21 protein-coding genes and 1 riboswitch are annotated in these 21,840 nt (G+C 70.8%); of the genes, 12 read left to right on the top strand and 9 right to left on the bottom strand.

The window, feature by feature from the left end; genetic code table 11:
• Nucleotides 1-24: 24 nt before the first annotated feature.
• A complete protein-coding gene (locus EXW95_RS06825; protein WP_174368869.1) occupies nucleotides 25-1,584 on the bottom strand; it encodes a DAK2 domain-containing protein in 1,560 nt (519 codons plus the stop codon).
• Between the two features lie 61 nt (nucleotides 1,585-1,645).
• A complete protein-coding gene (locus tag EXW95_RS06820) occupies nucleotides 1,646-1,978 on the bottom strand; it encodes an Asp23/Gls24 family envelope stress response protein (protein WP_046843100.1) in 333 nt (110 codons plus the stop codon).
• 174 nt (nucleotides 1,979-2,152) lie between these two features.
• Between EXW95_RS06820 and EXW95_RS06815 the strand changes: the two genes are divergently transcribed.
• The gene (locus EXW95_RS06815; RefSeq protein WP_254605533.1) at nucleotides 2,153-3,475 is read left to right on the top strand and encodes a leucyl aminopeptidase family protein; all 1,323 of its coding nucleotides are present in this window, start codon (nucleotides 2,153-2,155) and stop codon (nucleotides 3,473-3,475) included.
• A 71-nt stretch (nucleotides 3,476-3,546) separates the two neighbouring features.
• Here the strand turns inward: EXW95_RS06815 and EXW95_RS06810 are convergent, their stop codons facing one another.
• The gene (locus tag EXW95_RS06810; RefSeq protein WP_174366829.1) at nucleotides 3,547-4,467 is read right to left on the bottom strand and encodes a ParB N-terminal domain-containing protein; all 921 of its coding nucleotides are present in this window, start codon (nucleotides 4,465-4,467) and stop codon (nucleotides 3,547-3,549) included.
• A gap of 227 nt (nucleotides 4,468-4,694) precedes the next feature.
• Here EXW95_RS06810 and EXW95_RS06805 point away from each other — a divergent pair, with 227 nt between their 5' ends.
• The 4 genes from EXW95_RS06805 (at nucleotide 4,695) to EXW95_RS06790 (ending at nucleotide 8,158) form a co-directional block, all read left to right on the top strand.
• Complete coding sequence (locus tag EXW95_RS06805; protein ID WP_174366828.1) at nucleotides 4,695-5,291, top strand: sulfite oxidase-like oxidoreductase; 597 nt, start codon at nucleotides 4,695-4,697, stop codon at nucleotides 5,289-5,291.
• A 46-nt stretch (nucleotides 5,292-5,337) separates the two neighbouring features.
• Entirely contained in the window at nucleotides 5,338-5,868 is a 531-nt protein-coding gene (locus tag EXW95_RS06800) for a mismatch-specific DNA-glycosylase (RefSeq protein WP_174368867.1), read from the top strand.
• On the top strand, nucleotides 5,865-6,611 hold the full coding sequence (locus EXW95_RS06795; RefSeq protein WP_174366827.1) for a hypothetical protein: 747 nt from the start codon (nucleotides 5,865-5,867) through the stop codon (nucleotides 6,609-6,611). The genes EXW95_RS06800 and EXW95_RS06795 overlap by 4 nt, the downstream gene beginning before the upstream one ends.
• Before the next feature lie 125 nt (nucleotides 6,612-6,736).
• Complete coding sequence (locus tag EXW95_RS06790) at nucleotides 6,737-8,158, top strand: alpha/beta fold hydrolase (protein WP_174366826.1); 1,422 nt, start codon at nucleotides 6,737-6,739, stop codon at nucleotides 8,156-8,158.
• 12 nt (nucleotides 8,159-8,170) lie between these two features.
• Here EXW95_RS06790 and EXW95_RS06785 read toward each other — a convergent pair whose 3' ends face one another.
• A complete protein-coding gene (locus tag EXW95_RS06785; RefSeq protein WP_174366825.1) occupies nucleotides 8,171-8,479 on the bottom strand; it encodes a hypothetical protein in 309 nt (102 codons plus the stop codon).
• A 78-nt stretch (nucleotides 8,480-8,557) separates the two neighbouring features.
• Nucleotides 8,558-9,418 carry a GNAT family N-acetyltransferase gene (locus tag EXW95_RS06780; protein ID WP_174366824.1) on the bottom strand — a complete coding sequence of 287 codons (861 nt, stop codon included), beginning with the start codon at nucleotides 9,416-9,418 and terminating at the stop codon, nucleotides 8,558-8,560.
• Between the two features lie 293 nt (nucleotides 9,419-9,711).
• On the opposite strand from EXW95_RS06780, the gene EXW95_RS06775 reads away from it, so the two are divergent.
• Together EXW95_RS06775 and EXW95_RS06770 are read left to right on the top strand one after the other, a co-directional pair.
• Entirely contained in the window at nucleotides 9,712-10,380 is a 669-nt protein-coding gene (locus tag EXW95_RS06775) for a DUF4258 domain-containing protein (protein ID WP_174366823.1), read from the top strand.
• A gap of 260 nt (nucleotides 10,381-10,640) precedes the next feature.
• Nucleotides 10,641-11,390 carry a hypothetical protein gene (locus tag EXW95_RS06770; protein ID WP_174366822.1) on the top strand — a complete coding sequence of 250 codons (750 nt, stop codon included), beginning with the start codon at nucleotides 10,641-10,643 and terminating at the stop codon, nucleotides 11,388-11,390.
• Here the strand turns inward: EXW95_RS06770 and EXW95_RS06765 are convergent.
• From EXW95_RS06765 to purH, 3 genes are all read right to left on the bottom strand, one after another.
• The gene (locus EXW95_RS06765) at nucleotides 11,348-12,565 is read right to left on the bottom strand and encodes a cytochrome P450 (RefSeq protein ID WP_174366821.1); all 1,218 of its coding nucleotides are present in this window, start codon (nucleotides 12,563-12,565) and stop codon (nucleotides 11,348-11,350) included. The genes EXW95_RS06770 and EXW95_RS06765 overlap by 43 nt on opposite strands.
• On the bottom strand, nucleotides 12,562-13,029 hold the full coding sequence (locus EXW95_RS06760) for a MarR family winged helix-turn-helix transcriptional regulator (RefSeq protein WP_174366820.1): 468 nt from the start codon (nucleotides 13,027-13,029) through the stop codon (nucleotides 12,562-12,564). The genes EXW95_RS06765 and EXW95_RS06760 overlap by 4 nt, the downstream gene beginning before the upstream one ends.
• A 188-nt stretch (nucleotides 13,030-13,217) precedes the next feature.
• Nucleotides 13,218-14,780, bottom strand: coding sequence for a bifunctional phosphoribosylaminoimidazolecarboxamide formyltransferase/IMP cyclohydrolase (gene purH, locus EXW95_RS06755; protein ID WP_174366819.1), 1,563 nt, complete (start codon nucleotides 14,778-14,780; stop codon nucleotides 13,218-13,220).
• Between the two features lie 38 nt (nucleotides 14,781-14,818).
• Nucleotides 14,819-14,909, bottom strand: a riboswitch (ZMP/ZTP riboswitch).
• Nucleotides 14,910-15,000: 91 nt separating this feature from the next.
• Between purH and EXW95_RS06750 the strand changes: the two genes are divergently transcribed.
• A complete protein-coding gene (locus EXW95_RS06750; RefSeq protein WP_371809955.1) occupies nucleotides 15,001-15,807 on the top strand; it encodes an HAD-IIB family hydrolase in 807 nt (268 codons plus the stop codon).
• Between the two features lie 70 nt (nucleotides 15,808-15,877).
• On the opposite strand, the gene EXW95_RS06745 is transcribed toward EXW95_RS06750, so the two are convergent.
• Entirely contained in the window at nucleotides 15,878-16,891 is a 1,014-nt protein-coding gene (locus tag EXW95_RS06745; protein ID WP_174366817.1) for a LacI family DNA-binding transcriptional regulator, read from the bottom strand.
• A 239-nt stretch (nucleotides 16,892-17,130) separates the two neighbouring features.
• Between EXW95_RS06745 and EXW95_RS06740 the strand changes: the two genes are divergently transcribed.
• The 4 genes from EXW95_RS06740 (at nucleotide 17,131) to EXW95_RS06725 (ending at nucleotide 21,838) form a co-directional block, all read left to right on the top strand.
• Nucleotides 17,131-18,456 carry a sugar ABC transporter substrate-binding protein gene (locus EXW95_RS06740; RefSeq protein ID WP_371809954.1) on the top strand — a complete coding sequence of 442 codons (1,326 nt, stop codon included), beginning with the start codon at nucleotides 17,131-17,133 and terminating at the stop codon, nucleotides 18,454-18,456.
• Between the two features lie 136 nt (nucleotides 18,457-18,592).
• A complete protein-coding gene (locus tag EXW95_RS06735; RefSeq protein WP_174366815.1) occupies nucleotides 18,593-19,501 on the top strand; it encodes a carbohydrate ABC transporter permease in 909 nt (302 codons plus the stop codon).
• A gap of 1 nt (nucleotide 19,502) precedes the next feature.
• Entirely contained in the window at nucleotides 19,503-20,321 is an 819-nt protein-coding gene (locus tag EXW95_RS06730) for a carbohydrate ABC transporter permease (RefSeq protein WP_174366814.1), read from the top strand.
• Between the two features lie 2 nt (nucleotides 20,322-20,323).
• Nucleotides 20,324-21,838, top strand: coding sequence for a mannitol dehydrogenase family protein (locus tag EXW95_RS06725; RefSeq protein WP_174366813.1), 1,515 nt, complete (start codon nucleotides 20,324-20,326; stop codon nucleotides 21,836-21,838).
• The last annotated feature ends 2 nt before the right edge of the window (nucleotides 21,839-21,840 follow it).

Below are 21,840 nucleotides of genomic sequence, written 5' to 3'. Positions count from 1 at the left end.
CCACTGCCCACAACCCACTCCCTGTCATTCCAGCGTGACGAGGTAGTCGTACAGGTCCGGCCCGCCGGGGTGCGCCTCGACCTCGGCCATGCTGAATTCCTTCCCGATCCGCCCTGCCAGGGCGTCGAGGTCCTCCTGGGTGTGCTGCGGGCCGCCGAACACAGTGATGATCTCCTGCCCCTGGTAGTGGCGGCCCAGCATTTCCAGGACGCTGTCCTCGGGGGTGCCGCCGCTCTGGACGAGTTCGTCGTCCATCAGGCCGATCACGTCGCCTTCCTTGATGTCCAGGGTGCGGCCGTCCTTCACGGTGATGTTCGTGGTGCGGCTGGCGCGGGTCACCTCGAAGGTCGTGACGGCGCGGGACGCCTCGGTCATGCCGTCCACCAGATCCTCGGCGGGCACGTCGGGGCTGAAGTTCAGCGCCGCGCCGATGCCCTGGCCCAGCGTGCGGGTGGGGATGACGACCGCGCGGCCCTCCATGAGTTCCATGGCCTTCTCGGCGGCCATCAGGACGTTCTTGTTGTTCGGCAGGATGATGACCTTCTCGGCGCTGACCGACCGGACGGCGTCCACGATGTCCTGCACGCTGGGGTTCGCGGTCTGGCCGCCGGACACGATCCGCGCCCCGAAGCCCCGGAACAGTTTCACCAGCCCGTACCCGCTGGCGACCGCCACCAGACCCGTCGGCGCGATCTCCTCCTCGGCGCGGGCAGTCGCGCCGGCCATGCCGAGAATCTCGGTGTGCTGCTCGCTCATGTCCTCGACCTTCGTCTTGAGCATCTTCCCGTAGCGGCCCACCGTGGCGAGCAGCTGATCGGGCTCGTTGGTGTGGATGTGGCCCTTCACGTACCCCTCGGCGCCCACGACGAGCAGGCTGTCCCCGAACGGCGTGACCAGTTCACGGATCTCCTCGATGGGCTTGGTGGCCTCGCTCATGAGGAACTCGGTGCAGAAGCCGAATTCCTCGTTCTCGAACTGCTCCTGCGCGTAGCTGGTGATCTCCGGCGCGGGGGGCAGCGCCTCGCCGCGCAGCTGCGCGAGCATGCCCTGCACGACGTACAGGTACCCCTGGCCGCCGCTGTCGATCACGCCCGCCTGCTTCAGCGCCGGGAGCATCTCGGGCGTCTGGTCCAGCAGCTCCTGACCCTTGAACAGGGCGTTTTCCAGCACGTCCTCGATGTGGTCACCTTTCGCCCCTTCGGCCACGCCGCGCGCGACCGTCAGGATGGTGCCCTCCACGGGCTTCATGACGGCGCCGTACCCGGTCTTCTGCGCCGCCTGGAACGCGCGGCCCAGCGTGGCGGCGTCCACGACCTGCTGGTCCTTGATGACCTCCGCGAAGCCCTTGAGCAGCTGCGAGAGGATCACGCCGCTGTTCCCGCGGGCGCCCAGCAGCGCGCCGTAGCTGATCGCGCGGGCCACGCCGGGCATGCTGCTCTCGTCGCAGGTGTCCAGTTCGCGGCGCACGGACTGCATGGTCAGGTGCATGTTCGTGCCGGTGTCGCCGTCCGGGACGGGGTAGACGTTCAGGGCGTTCACCTGCTCGCGGTACACGCCCAGCCAGTCGGTCGCGTAGCGCAGCATGCGGGCCAGGTCGGCAGGGCTCAGGTGCGCGCGGTGCCCGGTGTGCGCGGCGTTCGTGACGTCAGACACGCTGCACCCCCACGGCGTGCACGCGCGCAGCGCTCAGGTCGATGCCCGCCTGGGTCTTCACGGTGTGTTCCACGCGCTCCACGATATTGCGCGCCACGGTGGGGATGCTCACGCCGTACGCGACGACCACGTACAGGTCCGCCACGTACTTCGCGCCGTCGCGGCTGATCACGACGCCGTCGCTGACGTTCGCGCGGCCCAGCACGCGGCTGAGGCCCTCCTTGAGGTTGCTGGGGGCCATGCCGACCACACCCGGGATCTCATGGGCGGTCAGCCCGATCAGTGAGGCCAGGGCCGCCTCGGTGATTTGAATGGAACCGTTCACAGTAAAGGGCAGTATACCTGTCGCCTCTCACGCTCCGGCGGCACGCCCGGCGACGCTCAGGGTTCGCTCAAGCGACCCCGCTGTCCAGTCGTTGGCGTCCAGTCGTCGGTGTCCGGGCGTCCGGCGTCCGGATCTGCGGAACCCGGCCCGCGCGGCGCGTGGTCTACTCCGCGCATGCCCCTGGTCAACTTCATGGACGCCGCCGACCTCACCCTGTCGTTCGTCACGCCGGACGGGGGCCGCCCGACCCGCGACCTGGACGGGGGAGAGGTCCGCCTGATCGCCCGCACCGAGGACGGCGATCAGGTCGTGGCGCTCGCCCCCGCCAACCCGGCCGAGGCGCAGGAACTCGGCGGCGCCCTGATCCGCCTGGCGCGCGAACTGAAAGCCACCCGCGTGCGCGTTCCCGCCAGCGGGCACGCCGCCGCGCTGGCCGCCGCCGCACTGAGCGCCGGGTGGCGCGACGCCCGCTACCGCCGCAGCGCCCCGGAGGAGGTGCAGCTGTTCGTGGACGGCCTGAGCGCTGGCGAGCAGGCCCGCATCGAGGCGCTGAGCGCGGGCCTGACCCTCGCACGTGAACTCGTGAGTGCCCCCGCGAACGTCCTGAACCCCGCGACCCTGGCCCGCGAGGCCCGCACCCTGGAAGCGCACGGCGTGGACGTGGACGTCTGGGACGGGGACGACATCACGGCGCGCGGCATGAACCTCCTGGCCGCCGTCGCGGCGGGTAGCGCGACGGGGCCGCGCCTGATCCGCGCGACCATTCCCGCGCGGGGCGAGGTGCACACGGTCGTCGCGCTCGTCGGGAAGGGCATCACCTTCGACACCGGCGGGTACTCCATCAAGCCCGCCGCAGGCATGGTGAACATGAAGAGCGACATGGGCGGCGCGGCCGCCGTGCTGGGCGCCGTGCGCGCCCTGGCCGCCCTGCGCGACCTGATCCCCGAGGGCGTCGAGGTCCGCGCCTACGTCGCCGCCGCCGAGAACATGGTCGGCCCGGACGCCATGCGCCCCGGCGACGTGTACCGCGCCGCCAACGGCCTGCACGTGGAGATCACGAACACCGACGCCGAGGGCCGCCTCGTGCTGGCCGACACGCTGACCGTCGCCTGCGAGGAAGGCGCGACCGAACTCGTGGACCTCGCCACGCTGACCGGCGTGAAGGTCAGCGCGCTGGGCAACGACATCGCCGCGCTGTTCAGCAGCGACGCCGCCCTGACCGCCCGCCTGAAAGCCGCCGCGCAGGACGCGGGCGAGCACGTCTGGGAACTGCCGCTGCACCAGCCGTACCTGAAGACCTACCGCAAAGGGACGGTGGCCGACCTGAAGAACAGCGACATGCAGCCCGCCGGGGCGAGCATCAAGGCCGCGCTGTTCCTGGGGCAGTTCGTCACGCGCCCCTGGGCGCACCTGGACATCGCCGGGAACGCCACCCGCGAGGAACACGCCACCGGCTGGGGCGTCGGGACGCTCGTGGAATACGTCCTGGCGAGGTAAACGGGGAGTGGGAAGTGGGGAGTGGGTCGTGGTCATTCCCCCACTTCCCACTTCCTGCGTCCACGGCCCGCCTACATCGCGGGGTTGATCTTGCCGCGCAGCACGAGCTTCATGCGCTGCCCCAGCCGCTTGTACAGCGGCGGGGAGTGCTGCGCGCGGAAGTCCATGGTGGCCTCCTCGCTGCCCACGTCGTGCCCGTACTTCTGCGTCAGGAAGTAGCGGTGATCCATGATCCACAGGTACAGATCGGCCTCGGTCCGGCCGGGGAAGCGGGACATCACGTCGTGCAGGTCGAGGTTCTCCACGATCCGGCAGTACAGGCGGCGGTACCAGCTCTCCACCGCCTCCTCCCACGTGACGGGCGGCAGGCCCGCCCGGTCGGGTTTGCGGTCCAGGAAGTACTGCCGGGTGCGGATGTGCTCCAGCAGTTTCTCGTAACGGCCCGGCGTGGTGAAGCGGATCGGGTGGTGGTTCGGCACGAGCGTGTCGAGGTTCGTGGCCTTCAGGAACTGCGCGTACTCGCCCTTGATGATCAGGTCCTTCAGGGTGTCGCCTTCCTCGGGCGGGACGGTCACGTGCAGTTCGATCACGTACGCGTCGATGTACTTCTGCCCCTGGCGCCGCGCGACGGACACGCGGTGGTTGCCGTCCTTGACGAAGTACAGGTCCCCGACCTTGTACACCTGGATGGGCGGCAGTTCCTTGCCCTGCAGCTGCGCGGCGCGCACGCCGATCCAGCGTTCGTCCAGGTGCGCTTCCTTCGGCAGGTAGTGCCGGTCGAACTCGCGGTAGCGGTCCACCGACCCGATGATGTGGTCGACCTCGATGGTCTCCAGGCCGCGCTGGTGCTCGCCGTCCGGGGAGAGGTGACGCACCCAGTCGAAGGGCAGCAGTTCGTTCGGCTGCCGCCGCAGGATGGACAGGAGGTCACGCACGTCCCCGAGAAAACGGGCGCGTTCGACGTCGTGTTTGGCCTGATCGAAGATGGACATGGGACTGGCTCACTCCTTGTGTCCCCCCTGTGGGGGCGCGCGGGGGCCGGGTCGCCTCTGTCACCGCCGGGAGAGAGAAGCCCGGACTTGAGGATATGCTAGCGCGCCCCCTGTCAGCTGCCGATGACGAATGCCCCCTGGGACGGCCTTCTGAAAGTGTTTAGGATTGCGTGCAAAGGTGTCCGGCGCCCCCCGTCACCCCCCGCCGGGCGGTGTTGAATACGGCCATGCTCGGCAAGTTCTTCAAGAAACCCGCAGACGACATGGGGGGCCGCGTTCCGCCGGGGCAGACCCTCACCACCCGCTTCCCGGTCCTGACCTACGGCCCCACCCAGCACTACCGGCCCGAGGACGTCGTCATCCGCATCACGGGCCTCGCCGAGGAGCACGCCTTCACCTGGGCGGACCTGATGGCCCTGCCGCAGACCACCCTGACCTACGACATCCACTGCGTCACCCACTGGAGCAAGCTGGACACCACCTGGACCGGCGTGCGCGTCACGGACCTGATGGCGCACATCGACCTGAAACCCGGCGCGACGCACGTCATGCAGCACTCGGTCGGCGGGTACACCACCAACCTCAGCCTGGAGGACTTCCTGCGCCCGGAGAACCTGCTGGCCCACACCTTCGACGGGCAGCCGCTGGACGCCGAGCACGGCGGACCGCTCCGGCTGGTCGTGCCGCACCTGTACTTCTGGAAGAGCGCCAAGTGGCTCTCGGGCCTGGAGTTCATGCCGGGCGACCAGCCGGGCTTCTGGGAACGCAACGGGTACCACATGCGCGGCGATCCTTTCGTTGAGGAACGCTACGACGACGACTGAGCCCACCACCGGCACGCCCGACCTGACCGGCGGCGGCGAGTTCCTCGTGCCCGACGTCCTGCGGCCCGGCCTGACCCTGGTGCTCGTGGGCACCGCGCCCAGCCGCATCAGCGCCGCCGCCCGCGCGTACTACGCCAACCCCGGCAACCGCTTCTGGCACACCCTGCACGAGGTCGGCCTGACCCCGGAGCTGCTCCTCCCGCAGGAGTACCCCCGCCTGCCCGAGTTCGGCATCGGCCTGACCGACGTCGCCAAACGGCACAGCGGCGTGGATGCCGACCTGCCCGCCGGCGCCTGGGCACCGGACGAACTGCGCGCCAAGCTCCGCGCCCACCGCCCTCGGCTGGTCGCGTTCACCAGCAAACGCGGCGCCGCCGAGACGCTGGGCGTGCCCACGGGCGCCCTCCCGTACGGCCAGCACCCCGAACCCCTGGAAGGCGCCGAGGTCTGGGTGCTGCCCAGCACCAGCCCCCTGGCCCGCTCCCACTTCCGGCTGGACCCCTGGCAGGCCCTCGCCGCGCGCGTGCAGGCGCTGCGTGGGAACCAGGGCACCCCAGGCCGCGTAACGGAGTCATGACCCGCTCCCGCCCCCACCTGCGCGGCGGCGCGCGCCTCGCCCGCCAGCTCCTGACGCCCACCCCGGACCCGGCAGGCGACCCCTGGCAGCTCCAGCGTCCCGGTGACCCCCGTCGCGCCCTGACCCACGGCCGCACCCAGGCCCGCCGCCTCGCCGGTGTGGGCCTGCTGGCCGTCCTGACCCTGGTCGCCCTGTCGTTCCTGGGCACCCTGACCGTCCTGCTGGGCATCGGCGTCGCGTCCGGCAGCGACGTCGCCGGGTGGCTGCTGGGCGTCACCCTGCTGCTGAGCCTGATCGTGATCGCCTGGAGCGTGCGCCGCGCCCGCCGCCTGCTGCGCGCCCCCACCCCGCACACCGTCACGCTGGAGGCCGCCCCCCCGGACGAACAGGACCTGCTGCGCACCCTGCGCCAGCACGAACGCGCCCTGCCCCCCACCACCCTCCCCGCCTTCCTGGGCGCCGTGACCGCCACCCGCGACGCCCTGCGCGCCACCGCGCACACCACCACCCTCACCCGCGACGTGTTCGACGCCCGGCAGGCCGCCCGCGAGGACCTGCCCCGCATCCTGCACGCCTACCAGGAAGCCGCCCCGCAGGGCCGCGACGACCGTGAACTGACCCGGCAACTGCGCCTGATCGAGGACCGCATGGCCCGCATCGCCCGCGAGCAGGCCCAGGCGCAGCGCCGCGACCAGCAGGCCGACACCACCTACCTGCGTGACAAGTACACGCCGCAGGACTGACGCTGCCGCCGGAGGCAAGGCACCCGGCGGCCCGCGCTGCCTAAAGAAGCCATACAGGAACGCCCAAGTCCCATCAACGCAGTCTGGGACACCGCTGCCCCCCTGAACTGGCACCCTGGGGACCTATGCGCCGCGCCTCCCTCCTCCTCCCACTGCTCGGGGCCCTGAGCTTCCCGGTGGCCGCCCAGGACGCCGCCCTGGACGACCTGAACGCCCAGGTCGCGACCACCCTGAACCGCGTGCCCGCCGCGCGGATCGTGCGGCCCGGCGTGACCGTACCCGGCACGCCCGCCGAGCTGAATGCCAGCGTCACCGTCCGCTACGGCCCCGCCAAACCCGCCGCCGTGCTGCTGCTGATGCCCGGCTACCTGGGCGGCGCCGGCAGCTTCGACCGGCTGGCGCGGCAACTCGTGAACGTCGACCCCACCCTGGCCGTGTGGACCGTGGACCGCCGCTCGAATCTGCTGGAAGACCACGCGCCGCTGCTCGGCGGGAACGCCGCCGCCCTGGCGAAGATCGTGCAGGGCGGCCTGCCCACCCTGAGCCCCGACCGGGTGGCGTTCATGAAGGACTGGGGCCTGGACACCACCCTGCGTGACTGGCGCGCCGCCGTACTGGAAGCCCGCACCCTGACCCCGAACGTGTTCATCGGCGGGCACTCCATGGGCGGCACCCTGAGCGGCCTGTACGCCACGTACGACTTCAGCGGCACGCGCGGCGCGCGGGACGTGCGCGGCCTGATCATGCTCGACGGCCTGCCCGGCCTGATGAGCGGCAAACCCCTCACGAAGGACCAGTACGAGCAGAGCGCCATGAACCCCCTCGGCCCCCTGCCCGGACTGAACAACCTGACCCGCAGCCCCTACGTGGACGCCATGTACTTCGGCCCCGGGCTGGCCGTCCGCGCCGCCGCGCAGGCCCGGCTGGCCGCGCTGCAACCCGACGCGACCGCGCCGACGAACGGCTTCACGACCTTCCCCGCCACGAACCTCGCCGCCGCCATGACCCGACTCGATCAACGCTACGCCATGCTGCCCTTCCTGGCGATCAACGCCGGGCACGCCACGAACGCCACCGACGCCCCGTACCTCCTGAACCGCGTGCTGGGCGCAAAAGACACCCACTGGATCACGGGTGCGACCGATCCCGCCCGCCCGGTCGGCTGGGGCAGTCAGGCCGGTCAGGTCACCGACGCGCGCGACTTCGTGCGCCGCTACCTGACCCCGCAGAGCGACTACGCCGAGTGGTACTTCCCGAACCGCCTGACGCTGGACCTGGCCGCCGCGCGGACCGATACCACCGGCACGCCCTTCGAGAAGACCCTGCCGGTCGGCAGCGCCCGCGACCTGACCCTGCCCGTCCTGGGTATCGCCGCCGAGCAGGGCGTCGTCACCGAGGCTCAGTTCCGCGAGTACGCCGCCGGAACCCGCGCGCCCCTGACGACCCGCACCCTGAAGGGCGCCGCGCACCTGGATATCACGACCGCCAGCAGCGATCAGGTGGCCCGCTGGATCCTGGACTGGCTGCGCCCCCTGCGCCGCGCGTAGGTCAGCGGCGCGTCACCACGTCTCGTCGTCCAGGTCATCGCGCTTGCCGTCCCGGCGGGCGCGGCGGCGTTCCTCCTTGCCGCCCTTGCGTTTCGGTTTGGGCGGCAGGGACAGCACGTACAGCCGGTCCGGGTGGCACGGCGCGGGAATCTCACCCAGCGCGTCCACCGGGTCGGCGGTCCGCAGGTTCCCGATGACGTGCGCGTGCCGCTCGCCGCAGTACGGGCAGGCGTCCACCACCCAGAACATCACCCGCGTGCCCGGCATGTCCCGCAGGGTCACGAACGCCGGTTGCGGGGAACGCCGATCCTTCTTCGCCATAGGCGCGCAGCGTACCCCCACACCCCGCGCGCATGTGTGGCGGGGCGCGGAATCTCCCCGTGCCTCCAGGGCGGCCCGTTACACGTCCTCGTCGCCGTCGCGCATGTACGTCACGATGCTGCGGCAGTGCGTGAAGCCCGCGCGGGCGTACAGGGCGCGGGCGGGTTTCATGTGGTCGTGCGCGCGGACCCGCAGCGTGCGGACCTCCGGGTGGGTTTCGGCCTCGGCGGCGGCCAGCGCCAGCAGCTTCAGGCCGTAACCCTGGGCGCGCTCGGCGGGATGCACCGCGAGGTACGTGACGTCCGCGCGGGCCTCCTCGGGGCGGAATTCCAGTTCCGCGAACCCCACCGGCTGATCCCCGCGCAGCAGCGCCACCAGCCGCACGTCGTCCCGCGCGAAGTGCTCGTCGAACTGCTCGGGCGTCCAGGTCAGGCGGCCCGCCCAGGCGTCCTCGCTGGACTTGAACAGCTCGCGGTACGCCGCGATGGGCAGCCTGCGCGCGATGCGGTGCCCGGCGGGCGCGCAGGCGTGCGGCGTCAGGCGGTCCAGCGGCGCGCTGTAGAAGTCGGTGGTGTGCATCGCCGCGAAGCCCGCGCCCTCCAGCGCCGCGCGCACCGGCAGGTTCTCCTGCGCCGCGAACGCGTACACCGGCAGGCCGTCCGTGTGGGCCAGCGCGCGCCCCAGCAGCGCCTGCACGTGCCCGCCGTCACTGACCGGCCCCTCCAGCACCAGCCCGTCCCGGAAGGGGGACAGCGCGCAGTACGCCAGGACGCCCTCGTCGTCCACGTCCACGAGGCAGAGGTTGTCCTCGCATTCGGTCTGCAGTTCGCGCGGGTCGCGGGCGTCGGGGGAGAACACCTCGCGTTCGGGGGCGTCGTCCATCCAGGTGAGCAGGGCGAGCACGTCGGGGACATCGGTGGCCAGCATGGGTCGGATCATGAGGTGACCTCCAGGAAGGACCAGGGCAGCGGGGGAACGTGACGTCGGGAGCGGTGCGGGTGCTGACCCCCAGCCTAGAGAGGCCGGGCCGGGCGCGTCTGTTCCGCCGCTCACCCTGCGCCGCCGGGGGCGCGTGATATGCTGCGCGCATGCCCTGAACAGGGTACGCCGCCTGCCTCCCCACAGACACGAAGCCGTGTTTGAGGGGCCTTTTCTTTTTTGAGAGCTTCTCATGGAAGGGGGCGGCCACGCAGCGCCGCAGCAGACCCGGAACTCACCGGAGGTGCACCGCCGTGACGAAACAGTCCAGCAAACCGGCCTCAGGCCCACCACCCCGCCGCGCCCGGTCGCAGGACCGCCCAGAGCCGGGGCAGGCCACCCTGGCCGCCAGTGCCGACCTGCTCGCCCTGCGCGCCCAGCTGTCCCGCGCCGAGAAGGCCGCCCGGCGCGCCCCGGCGCCCACCCCGGCCCGCGCCGCGCGTCCCCAGGCGCCACTGAAACCGCAGCGCGAAGCGGAACTGAGTGGCGTCAGCACCGACGACTTCAGCCTCGCGCAGGCGCACGCCCGGCTGCGCGACGCCGTGTACGACGGCCGGTACCACCTGTGCCCGCACGCCATCGGGCACGCCCGCGCCGAGGGCTTCCTGGAACACGACGTGCTGAACGTCCTCCTGACCGGCCGCGTGCGCGCCGTGTACACCCAGGAGCGCCGCTGGCTGGTCTGCGGCTACTTCGAGGCGTGCGGCGTCGCGCTGCCCCTGCACGTCGTCGCCGAGCCGCAACGCGACGGGCACGTGGACATCGTCACCGCGTTCGTACCCAAACACCCGCACCACATCATCAGCCGCGCCCGGCTGGCCGTCATGCTCCGCTACGACGACGAGCACGTCCGCGCCCGCACCGCCCACGCCGGGAACCGCGTCGGGCACCGCGGCAAGGGCCGATGGAAGAAGAGCGCCTGACACGGCATTCAAGTGATTCCAAAACATTCGGAGTCGCCCGGTGGCCCCCTCACCCTTCCGTCGCTTCGCTCCTCAGCTGCGCCGCTCTGCGAGTCCCTCCCTCTCTGCTCCGCAGCTCTCCGAGTCCCACAAGGGGAGAGGGGACAACGGAAGGCAATCACGTTGGAAATCCCGTATGACACAGGGACCGGGGAGCCTGCCCGGTCCCTGTGTCGCAGTCCAGCACAGGCGTCCGGATACCGGGCCATACACTGGCGGGCATGACCCCACCCGACAGCGCCCTTCAGGTGATCGGCGGTGCCGTGGTCCTGCTGCTGCTGTGGCTGCTGCGGCCCCTGGTCCGCGCCGGACTGGCCCGCGCCAGACTGAGCACCAGGGCGCGCCGCACGCCGCCCCTGCCGCCCCGTGACCCGCAGGACGAGTGGCGGCAGCGCGAGGAGGCGCACCGCCGGGACGTCCTGAGGCCGGGGCTGCTGCACGTCGCGTTCGACCGGGACAGCGTCAGCATGGGCGACGACAGCGAAGCGCACTGGCGGCTGCTGATGTTCGAGGAGAACCTGCCGCTGTCCGCCGTGCTGGGCCGCCCGATCTTCCGGGTGCTGGCGTCCGTGCCGGGCGGGCAGGCCACGTGGCTGATCGAACTGCGCGAGGACCTCCGTGCGCCCCAGCGTTCAGCGGCGGGTGAACCGGACCGCCCGGGTCTCGTGCGGGTCACGCCGCTGGCGGTCGTGGCGCAGCAGTGGTCCGCGCCCCGGCTGCTGCACGCGGACGTCCCGATCTCCCGACTGATGGGCGCCACGCTGTACGCCCGCTCCCTGGGCCGGCAGGACCCGGACGGGGTGGCCGGGGCGCCGCACCCCATCCGGGAGGAGGAGACCGGCGCGAGCACCGCGTACGACGAGGCGCAGGTGGACGCGAACGACCGCGTGATGATCCGCGTCCGCCCCACCCGCTCAGGCACTGCCGGTCAGGCCCTGCCCAGTGCGACGCGCAGCCCGCGCAGCTCGTAGCCTTTCACGACCTCGTTGAAGGTCACGCGCGGCTCGGCGACCAGGCGCAGGTCCTGCCAGATCAGCAGGCGGCGCAGGAACGTGTCGGTCTCCTTGATCGCCAGGAACGCGCCGGGGCAGCGGTGATGCCCGTCCCCGAACGCCATGACGGGCGCCTGCACGCCGCGCGGGAGGGGCCGGGCGGGGCACAGCTGGGCCGCGTGCTCGCCCGCCACGCCCGGGTCGGTGTTCACGTCCGCGAGGTTCAGGGCCAGCAGCGTGCCCTGCGGGACCCTGTGGCCGTCCACGGTCAGGTCCGTCTGCGCGCGGCGGTACAGGGTGCTCACGACGGGTTCCACGCGCAGGATCTCGTGCAGGATGTCCAGACGTTCCTTCTCGGTGCCGTGCACGTACGCGGCGCGCAGTTCGGGGGCGCGCAACAGGTGCCACGTGGCGACCGTGATGAACTCGCGGGTGGTGACCATGCCCGCCGTGCCGTACGTCAGGCACTCGGTGAGGATCTCGATGTCGCTGTACTCGCGGTCCAGCAGGTGACTGATCAGGTCGTCCCGGCGCTGCTTCCGGCGCGCCTGGATGGCGGGTTTGACGTCCAGCAGGTAGAAGGCCAGCAGGTGCCGCTGATCCAGGATGCTTCTCAGGCGGCCCTTCTCGGGGCTCATGCCGGGCTCGCTGTTCCCGTCGTGGTCTACGAACGCCATCACGCGCCGCTCCAGGCCCGGCAGGCGGCTGTCCGTGAGGCCCACGACCTGCGAGGCGACCTGCACGGCCAGCGTGAGGCTCAGGTCGTCGATGTTCGCCTCGCCGCGCGCGGCCAGCTGCCCGATCAGGCGGTCGGCCAGCGCGGCGATCATGGGCTGGTACGTGCCAACCGCGGCCGGCGTGAAGTACCGCGCGGTGTCGCGGCGCATCTCGTGGTGCTCCTCACCCTCGGTGAACAGCACGGGGCGGCGCTTGAGGATCCCGGCGTCGTTGACCATCTCGGCGTTGAATCCGGCCTGCGTGACGGCCTCGCTGCGCAGCACGTCCCGCGCGCCCTGGAACGAGTGGACCTGCACGACGCCCCGCGCGTCCGGGGTGGGCGCCGCGCCGGGCTGCGCCGGGCGGTCCGGGTGACGGGTCAGGGCGTCCCCACCGAAGGGGCAGCGGGGAGCGGAACTGGGATCAGGAACGGTCATGTGTGGCCTCCAGGGGGCGTGGGGGAGAGGTCGGTCAGGGCTTCCAGTCCGGCGGTCACCGCGTCCAGTTGCGGGCCGAGCCGGTCGAGGGCGGGCCGGGTGGCGTGCTGGAGGGTCTGCATCGCCGCGAGCCACAGGGTCTGCCCGGCGGGCGTTACGTGCAGGGCGCGCCGCCGGGCGTCCCCGGGTCGCGGCTCGTGCGTGACCGCCCCGGCGTCTTGCAGGTGCCGCAGGGCGCGGGCGACCTCGTAACGGGGCAGGTCCAGCGTCCGCGCGAGGTCGCTGGGCGTCTGCGGTCCCGCCTGCACGTGACTAAGGATCAGGAACGCCCGCAGGTCCAGCCCATGCTCCCGCGTCAGCGCAGCCTGCACCTGCCCGCTGAGGCCCTGCCACGCCGTCCAGTAAGCCGCCAGGAACCGCAGCGGCTGCCGCGTGAGATCCGGCGTGAGGTGGTCGGGTGACATGATTGCATTCTGCAACAATCTGGATGAGAGTGGGTTGTGGGAAGTAGGGAGTGGGTTGTGGGCAGTGGGTCGGCTTGACTTGGGCGGGCCCGCCGCGCACACGCTCTTGGCCATCCGCCATCCGCCATCAACCCAAAAGAAGGGGGTGGACGCCGCCACGTCCACCCAGGAGGTTCAGGGTTGGGGGGTCAGTGTTTGAAGTGCCTTGAGCCGGTGAACACCATGCTGATGCCCAGTTCGTTGCACGCGGCGATGACCTCGGGGTCGCGTTTGGCGCCGCCGGGTTGCAGGATCGCCGTGACGCCCACGCTGGCCGCGAGGCGCACCACGTCGTCGAAGGGGAAGAACGCCTCGGACGCCAGGACGGACCCCTGGGCCTTGTCGCCCGCGTTCGCCACGGCGCGTTCGGCGGCCCAGATGCGGCTCACGGCGCCCGCGCCCAGGCCCACCGTCACGCCGTCCTTGGCGAGGACGACGGCGTTGCTGCGGGCGTGTTTCACGGTCGCCCAGGCGAAGCGCAGGTCGAGCCATTCCTGCTCGGTCGGTTCGCGTTTGGTGACGACCTCGGGGCACAGGTCGTCCCAGGGGCGCGCGTCGCGTTCCTGCACGGCGAACCCGCCGGTCAGGGGCCGCACGTCCAGCACGCTGACACCCTGGGCGGGCGCGGCCACGAGGACGCGCAGGTCCGGTTTCTTCTCCGCGAACCACGCGGCGGCGTCGGGCGTGACCTCGGGCGCGATGAGCACTTCCAGGAAGGTGCCGCGCGTCGCCTGCGCCGCCTCCAGCGTCACGGGCTGGCTGACGGCGACCACGCCGCCGAACACGCTCAGGGTGTCCGCGTCGCGGGCGCGTTCCCAGGCGGTCTTCACGTCCGCCGCGACGGCCACGCCGCAGGGGTTGGCGTGTTTGACCGCGACGCACACGGCGGCGTGCTCGGGCAGCGCGGCCTCCTGCGCGGCGAGTTCCTGGCACAGCGCCCACGCGGCGTCCGCGTCGGCGTAGTTGTTGAAACTCATGGGCTTCCCGGCCACGACCTGCGCGTCGATCACGGGGCCGGTGGCGTCGCCCAGGCGGTAGATCGCGCCGGGCTGGTGGGGGTTCTCGCCGTAGCGGACCTGCGCGGCGCGCGTCAGGTTCAGCGTCAGCGTCCCGGGCAGCGCGGTGGGCAGCTCGTCGCTGGCGCCGGTCAGGTACGCGGTGATCGCCGCGTCGTACTCGCTGGTGTGCCGGTACGCCTTCGCGGCCAGGCGGCGCCGCTCGGCGTCGCTCACCTCGTCCTGCAGGGCCACCGGGTAGTCGGTCGGGTCGACCAGCACGAGCACGCCCGCGTGGTTCTTCGCCGCCGAGCGGATCATGGCGGGACCGCCGATGTCGATGTTCTCGATCACGTCCGCGTCGGGCGCGCCGCGCGCCACCGTCTCCCGGAACGGGTAGAGGTTCACGCACACCAGATCGATCGTGCCGATCCCGTGCGCCTCCAGCTGGCCCAGGTGTCCGGGCTCGCGCACCGCCAGAATCCCGCCGTGCACCGCCGGGTGCAGCGTCTTCACGCGCCCGTCGAGCATCTCGGGGAAGCCGGTCACGTCGCTCACCTGCCGCGCCGCAATCCCGGCCTGCACGATGCTCTGATACGTCCCGCCGGTGCTGAGGATCTCCCAGCCGCGCGCCTCGAGCTGCCGCGCGAATTCCACGACGCCCGTCTTGTCGCTCACCGAGATGAGCGCCCGTCTGCCAGCCTGTGTCCCGCTCACTGTCACTGTGACCTCCGAGGACCCCGCCCACAGGGGCAGGGATCGACCCAGGCGCGCGATCAGGAAAAAGTCCGTGTCGGGGGCTTCCCCGTGGTGTGCCCACGTTCAGCGCCAGTCGCCCCCCGGCCCAGCGGGCAGTGTACCGTCACGGGCGCGCCGGGCCGCCGGGCCTGTCCGGAACTGCTGGCGCGTCCTCATGCCCGTGCTCTACGCTGCCGGTGTGAAGCTGCCCGAGCATGCCCCCACCACCCTGCCGCTGCTGATGGCCTTCGATCTGGACGGCACATTGATCCCCGACGCGGGCCGCGAGGTCGCTGCCGACGTCGGGGACGCCCTGGGGCGCCTGCGGACGCTGGGGGTGCAGCTGGCGATCATCACCGGGCGGGACACGCCGCCTGGCGCGGTCCGGGACGCCATGCGGCCGCACGCGGTCGCCACGAACAACGGCGGGCGGGTGCTTGTCGGCGAGGACCTGCACGCGCAGGCGACGTTCACCGACGCGGACCTGGAGGTGGTGCTGGCGCACGAACTGCCCGGCGCGCGGGTGGTGCTGTTCACCGAGGACGCCCTGTACGTGGACCTGCCGCCCGGCGTGGAACCCGAGGCGTGGATGCGGGCGCGGTCCTTCCGGCCCTTCGCGGACGCGCCCAGGGACGGCGTCCTGAAGGCCGGGTACTACCATCCGGACGTGGCGGACCTCGCGGGGCGCCTGCGGGACTCGCACCCGCATCTGGTGCTGACCGGCGCGCAGGCGCCGTATCCGCACTTCCTGACGGTCACGCCCGAGGGCGCGCACAAGGGCGCGGCGCTGACGCTGATCGCGGACGCGCTGGGTGTCCCGCATGACCGCACGGTGGCGTTCGGGGACAGCGACAACGACGTGGCGATGCTGGAGGTCGCGGCGTTCGGCGTGCAGGTGGGGCACCTGCCACTGCTGACCCCGCACGCGGACGCGCGGGTGGACACGCAGGCGGACCTGGGGGCGTTCCTGCACGCCTGGGCGGACCGGATCGCGGCCCACCGCTGAGCCTCCGGGCCGCCGAGGGGCCGCCTGGACCCGGTCTGCGCCCACTCGCCTCTGCGTAAGCGGTTTCCGGTCAGGGGCGCGCGGGCGGGGCGGTGCTGCCGCGCACGATCAGGCGGGCGGGCAGGACGACGTGCCGCTGCGTGACCGTGCCGTGCCCCAGCTGCGCGAGCATCAGCGCGGCCGTCTGTTCGGCCATGGCCTCCACGGGCTGTTCCAGCACGGTGATGGGCGGGTCCACCAGACTGGTCCAGGGGTAGTTGTCGAAGGTGATCAGGCTGATGTCGTGGGGCAGTCGCAGGCCGCGTTCGCGCAGCGCGCGGTAGGCCCCAGAGGCCTGGGTGCCGGTCAGGGCGATCAGCGCGGTGGGCGGCTCGGGCAGGTCCAGCAGGTCGTTCGTGAGGGTGTAGGCGGTGTCCTCGTTCAGCAGCGTGACGCGCTGGTACTCGGCGGGGACGGTCAGGCCCAGGGCGTTCATGATCTCGGGGAAGGCGCGGCTGCGTTCCTCGGTGTGCACGACCGGGTGGTACGTGCCGAGCGCGGCGATGCGGCGGTGCCCGAGGCCGTGCAGGTGCGTGACGGCCTGCCGCATGGCCCCGGCGTTGTCGAGCATGACGCTGGGTTCGTCGTGGTGCGGGGGGCGGTAGTCGTACTCGGTGACGGCCACGCCGCGTGAGCGCAGCCGCGCGAGGTACTCCTGGCTGTCCTGGCCGTAGCCGGGGCGCAGCAGGATGCCCGCCACGCGCAGGCCGTACAGCCGCCGGAGTTCCTGGAGTTCGCGCTGGGCGCTGTACTCGTTCTCGCTGATGATCAGGGTGTACCCGGCGTCCGCCAGGACGTGCGAGGCGGTGCGGGCGAACTGCGCGAAGAAGGGTTCGAGGATCGAGCCGACGATCAGTCCGACGGTGGTGCTCTGGCCGCCGCGCAGGCTCCCGGCGCGTTGGTCGGGTTCGTAGTGCAGCTGCGCGATGGCCTGCTGCACGCGGGCGAGGGTGTCCGGCGTGAGTTTGTCGGGCTCTTTCAGGGCGCGTTTGGCGGTGGTGGGGGAGACGCCGGCGAGTCGGGCGACGTCCTGGATGGTGGACACGGCCTCATTGTAGGTCAGGGCGGGAAAGGTGCTCAAGTGACTGGTCACGAGACCATTTTCACATGATGTCCCCGGCGGGGGCACCTGTAGACAAACGAAAAGCGGTGTGGTTCACTGATGGTCACGAGACCATTCAACCCGAACTCAGGTGAACCCGTCACCTGAAGATGCGCTGCCGTCACCGGCGCAGCCCTGCCCAGCACGCCCCTGACCGGGCCCCTGACCCCTGGAGGAAAAACGTGAACCGACTTGCCCTGCTCGCCCTGACCGCCCTGCTCAGCCAGGCCAGCGCCGTGACCATCACCATCGCCACCGTGAACAACCCGGACATGGTCACCATGCAGAAACTCACCCCCGAGTTCAACAAGAAGTACCCCGACATCCAGGTCAAATGGGTGACCCTCCCCGAGAACGAACTGCGCCAGAAGATCACCCTGGACGTCGCCAGCGGCGCCGGCAGTTTCGACATCGCCACCGTCGGCGCCTACGAGGTCCCCATCTGGGCCAAGAACGGCTGGCTCGAACCCCTGACGCCCCTGTTCGCCAAGAACCCCGACCTCATGAAGAGCTACAACCTCGCCGACGTCCTGCCCGGCGTGCGCGGCGCCCTGACCGTCGGCGGCAACCTCTACGCCGTGCCCTTCTACGCCGAGAGCAGCATGACCTTCTACAACAAGGACCTGTTCAAGGCCGCCGGGCTGACCATGCCCGCCCAGCCCACCTGGAACCAGATCCAGACCTTCGCCAGCAAGATCCACAACCCCAGCAAGGGCATCTACGGCGTGTGCCTGCGCGGCCTGCCCGGCTGGGGCGAGAACATGGCCCTGTTCACCACCATGGTCAACACCTTCGGCGGCCGCTGGTTCGACACCAACTGGCAGGCCCAGGTGAACAGCCCCGCCTGGAAGAACGCCATGACCTTCTACGTGAACCTCGTCAAACGCTACGGCCCTCCCGGCGCGACCGGCAACGGCTTCACCGAGAACCTCACCCTGATGAGCCAGGGCAAGTGCGGCATGTGGGTCGACGCGACCGTCGCCGCCGGGTTCCTCAGCGACCCCAGCAGCTCCAAGATCACCAAATCGGTCGGCTTCGCCAAGGCCCCGGTCGGCACCACCCCCCGCGGCAACAACTGGTACTGGAGCTGGAACCTCGCCATTCCCAAGAGCACCAAGCAGGAAGACGCCGCCTTCAAGTTCCTGACCTGGGCCACCAGCAAGGAGTACATCGCCCTGGTCGCCAGGACCAAGGGCACCTGGGCCAGCGTCCCCCCCGGCACCCGCACGAGCACCTACCAGAACGCCAACTACAAGAAAGCCGCCGGCGCGTTCAGCGGCCTGGTCCTGAGCAGCATCAACAGCGCCGACGTGAACAAGGCCACCAAGGACCCCGTGCCCTACACCGGCGTGCAGTACGTCGCCATCCCCGAATTCCAGGCACTCGGCACGCAGGTCGGGCAGTACCTCGCCGGGGCGCTCAGCGGGCAGTACACCGTCGATCAGGCCCTGAAACTCGCGCAGGACGCCGCGAACAAGACCGCCCGCGAAGGCGGCTACCAGAAGTAACCCACGCGGGGCGCGGCGATCCTCCAGACCCGCCCGCGCCCACCCATCCGCAGTCCCAGCGCACCCCAGGGGAGGCCCGAGGCGACCACCTCGCCTCCCCCGCACCGTTGCACCCCCCACCCGCAGGAGGTGAATCATGACCGCCGCCGCCACACCACACGCGACCGCCGCCCCCAGACGGGGCTTCCGGCTGACCCCCGCCGCGCTGATCTGGCCCGCCCTGCTGTACCTGATCCTGACCACCCAGGTGCCGTTCTTCATGACGGTGTACTACTCGTTCTTCCGGTACAACCTCGCCATTCCCGGCGCCCGCCCCTTCATCGGGCTGGACAACTACAAGAACCTCCTGACCGACCCGCAGAACCTCACGATCCTGTGGAACACCGTCGTCCTGGCAGGCGGCACCCTGATCCTCACCCTGATCATCGGCGCGGCCCTGGCGCTGCTGCTGAACCGCGACTTCCCGGGCCGCGCGCTGTTGCGGACCCTGCTGATCAGCTCGTTCCTGGTCATGCCGGTCGTAACGGCCGTCGTGTGGAAGAACATGCTCTTGAACCCCGCCTTCGGGTTCTTCTCGTGGGTGCTGACCAGCCTGGGCCTGCCCCCGGTGGACTTCCTGGCGCAGTACCCGATGGCCAGCGTGATCGCCATGATCACCTGGGAATGGACGCCGTTCGCCATGCTGATCCTCCTGACCGGCCTGCAGAGCCTCCCGGACGACCAGATCGAGGCCGCCCGCCTGGACGGCGCCAGCCCCTGGCAGGAATTCCGCTTCGTGGTGCTGCCCCACTGGACGCAGGCGATCCAGGTGGTCGTCCTGATGGAAACCATCGCGCTGCTGCAGGTGTACGGCGAAATCTACGGCTCGACGTCCGGCGGGCCTGGCCTGGCCACCACCAACCTCCCGTACTTCATCTACCAGAAGGCCTTCGCGGAGTACAACATCGGCCTGGCCAGCGCCGCCGGGGTGATCACCGTGGTCCTCACGAACGTGCTCGCCGCGTACATGCTGCGCCTCCTGACCCGCACCAGCAGGAGCGAATGACATGAAGGCCCAGATCCGCCTAAGAAACACCCTGCTGACCCTGGTCACGTACCTGATCGCCGCCGCGTTCCTGTTCCCGCTCGTGTGGATGTTCATGGCCGCCTTCAAGACCGAGGCGCAGGCCTTCGCCACCCCGCCCGTGTTCATCTTCACGCCCACCCTGGAGAACTTCGAGAAGGCCATGGGCTCGTACTTCCCGGCGCTGCGCAACTCGCTGATCGCCGCCGTGGGGAGCACCGTCCTGGCGTTCATCCTGGGCCTTCCGGCGGCGTTCGCGCTGGCCGTGTATCCCACCCGCCGCGCGCAGAACGTCCTGACCTGGATGCTGTCCACGAAGTTCATGCCCGCCGTCGGCGTCATCGTGCCGCTGTTCCTGATCTACCGCAACCTCGACCTGCTCGACACGCTGCCCGGATTGATCCTGATGTACACCACCATGAACCTCCCGCTGGTCGTGTGGATGATGCACTCCTACATGACCGAGATCCCCTACGCGATCTACGAGGCCGCCAAGGTGGACGGCGCGACCGTCGCGCAGGAATTCTTCGGCATCGCCCTGCCGCTGAGCACGCCCGGCATGGCCGCCACCGCCCTGCTGTGCCTGATCTTCGCGTGGAACGAGGTGTTCTTCGCGCTGAACCTCACCAGTTCGGACGCCGCGCCGCTGAGCGTGTTCATCGGTGAGTTCAAGACCAGCCAGGGCCTGTTCTGGGCGCAGCTGAGCGCCGCCGCCACCCTGGTCGTCCTGCCGGTCCTGATCTTCGGCTGGGTCGCCCAGCGTCAACTCGTGCGCGGCCTGAGCTTCGGGGCGGTGAAGTGACCATGACCACACTCCGCTTCCCCCTGCGCGCCGCGAGCCTCCCCGCCCTGGCGGGCCGCGTGCAGGTGCCCAGCTACGACCCGCGCGGCCTGCGGACCGGCATCGTGCACTTCGGCGTCGGTGCGTTCCACCGCTCGCATCAGGCCATGTACCTCGACCGGCTGATGAACCTGGGCGCCGCGCACGACTGGGCCATCTGCGGCGTGGGCGTCCTGCCCGGCGATGCCCGGGTGCGCGACGTCCTGCGCGACCAGGACCACCTCTACACCCTGGTCACCCACGCCCCGGACGGCCGCAGCGAGGCCCGCGTGATCGGCGCCATCCACGACTACCTGTTCGCCCCGGACGACCCCGAGGCGGTCTGTGAGCGGCTGGCGCACCCCGCCACGCGCATCGTGTCCCTGACCGTCACCGAGGGCGGCTACAGCCTGAACAACGCCACCGGCGAGTTCGACCCTGCGGGGGACGTCCTGCACGACCTCCAGCCGGGCGCGGTGCCCAGAAGCGTGTTCGGGTTCCTGACCGAGGGCCTGCGCCGCCGCCGCGCACGCGGCCTGCCGCCCTTCACGGTGATGTCCTGCGACAACATCCAGGGCAACGGGCACGTCACGCGGCGGGTCCTGACCGCCTTCGCGCGCCGCCAGGACCCGGACCTCGCCGACTGGATCGCGCGGGAGGTCGCCTTCCCGAACAGCATGGTGGACCGCATCACGCCCGTCACCACGCCCGCCATGCGCGAGGAGCTGGAACGCGACTACGGCGTGCAGGACGCCTGGCCCGTCATCGCCGAGAGCTTCACGCAGTGGGTGCTGGAAGACCACTTCACCTGCGGCCGCCCCCCGCTGGAAGATGCGGGCGTGCAGATCGTGCCGGACGTCGAAGCCTACGAACTCATGAAACTGCGCCTGCTGAACGCCGCGCATCAGGCCATGAGCTACCCCGCGCTGCTCGAAGGATTCCAGTTCGTGCACGAGGTCTGCCAGCAGCCCCGCTACGCGCAGTTCCTGCTGGACTACATGGCCCTGGAAGCCCAGCCGACCCTGCACCCCGTGCCCGGCATTGACCTGCGCGCGTACCAGCAGCAGCTGATCGAGCGCTTCTCGAACCCCGCCATCCTGGACACCCTGGCCCGCCTGATCGTGGACGGCAGCGAACGCATCCCCAAGTTCCTGCTGCCCGTCGCCCGCGAGCAGGCCGCACGGATCCAGGCTGGACAGGGTGGCGAGCTGCGCCGCTGCGTGTTCGTGGTCGCCGCCTGGAGTGCGTACGTCGCGCAGGCCGCCGAACGCGGCGAGACCCTGGTGGACGTCCGCGCCGCCGAACTGACCCGCGCCGCGCAGGCCGACGCCGTCACGCCCGGCGCGTTCCTTGACCAGCCTGACCTGTTCGGCGACCTGAGCCGCACGCCGGCTTTCGTGCAGGCGTACCTGGACGCCCGCGCCGCCCTGCGCGACCACGGCCCGCACGCGGCCCTGGAGGCCCTGACCGGACCCGTGCCGACGCAGGAACCGGCGTGACG

This window comes from Deinococcus sp. JMULE3 (genome assembly GCF_013337115.1).
In the GTDB taxonomy this organism is placed as follows: Bacteria; Deinococcota; Deinococci; order Deinococcales; family Deinococcaceae; genus Deinococcus.
The sequence above is the reverse complement of the archived record's forward strand: the minus strand, read 5'-3'. Positions and strand labels throughout refer to the sequence as shown.